Below are 930 nucleotides of genomic sequence, written 5' to 3'. Positions count from 1 at the left end.
CTCAGCAAAAGTTCGATTTATTCAACAAAGCCTCAATGACGCTATAACGCGTCTCCCCGGCGGGAGACAAAACAAATACGCCTTCATACTGGTAATTCGTGTAAAGCGATTCACCAAGGTTCTGGCTGTCCCATGCCCATTTAACATTCACCTGCTTGTGCAAATTATTATACGCTTCGCCCCAGTCGGCATTATCCATTAAATTTGTGCGTATCTTTTCCTGCCGGTTAGTGAGGGCTTTTTGCAAAAGTAAACTGCTGCGCGCGTCTGCTTTATTATTAAGATTATCCGCGATATATAAAAGATTCACTATTGCCGCCAGAAAGAGACTGCTCAGCAACGCCGCGGTAATAATAAAATTTTTCTTTACTATGCCACTGGTTTCTCCTGAAAAACTACTTACTTTGTTGAAGCGCTGCCAGTTCATTTTCCCCATCTCTTAACGGGTGAGAGTCCATTGGCCTGAAATAGGCACAGCCCGCAGAGGCAGTATCGGCAGAAACGGATTTTTATTTAGTGCCAGCTTTCTGTTTTGCTAAGGAAGGTGCGAATAAGGGCACTGTTGCAAAGTTAGCGATGAGGCAGCCTTTTGTCGGTGATGCTGCCAACTTACTGATTTAGTGTATGATGGTGTTTTTGAGGTGCTCCAGTGGCTTCTGTTTCTATCAGCTGTCCCTCCTGTTCAGCTACTGACGGGGTGGTGCGTAACGGCAAAAGCACTGCCGGACATCAGCGCTATCTCTGCTCTCACTGCCGTAAAACATGGCAACTGCAGTTCACTTACACCGCTTCTCAACCCGGTACGCACCAGAAAATCATTGATATGGCCATGAATGGCGTTGGATGCCGGGCAACCGCCCGTATTATGGGCGTTGGCCTCAACACGATTTTCCGCCATTTAAAAAACTCAGGCCGCAGTCGGTAACCTCG

1 protein-coding gene and 1 pseudogene are annotated in these 930 nt (G+C 47.1%); one reads left to right on the top strand and one right to left on the bottom strand.

Going from position 1 to position 930, the window contains the following annotated elements; all coding sequences use genetic code 11:
• Position 1: 1 nt before the first annotated feature.
• Positions 2 to 427: a CHASE4 domain-containing protein gene (locus tag HMPREF3138_RS17935; RefSeq protein WP_230122640.1), complete on the bottom strand. Its 426-nt coding sequence runs from the start codon at positions 425 to 427 to the stop codon at positions 2 to 4.
• A 222-nt stretch (positions 428 to 649) separates the two neighbouring features.
• On the opposite strand from HMPREF3138_RS17935, the pseudogene HMPREF3138_RS25730 reads away from it, so the two are divergent.
• A pseudogene (locus HMPREF3138_RS25730) lies at positions 650 to 930 on the top strand (IS1-like element transposase); the annotation flags it as partial.

It is taken from the genome of Serratia sp. HMSC15F11 (assembly GCF_001808215.1).
In the GTDB taxonomy this organism is placed as follows: Bacteria; Pseudomonadota; Gammaproteobacteria; order Enterobacterales; family Enterobacteriaceae; genus Serratia; species Serratia nevei.
The sequence above is the reverse complement of the archived record's forward strand: the minus strand, read 5'-3'. Positions and strand labels throughout refer to the sequence as shown.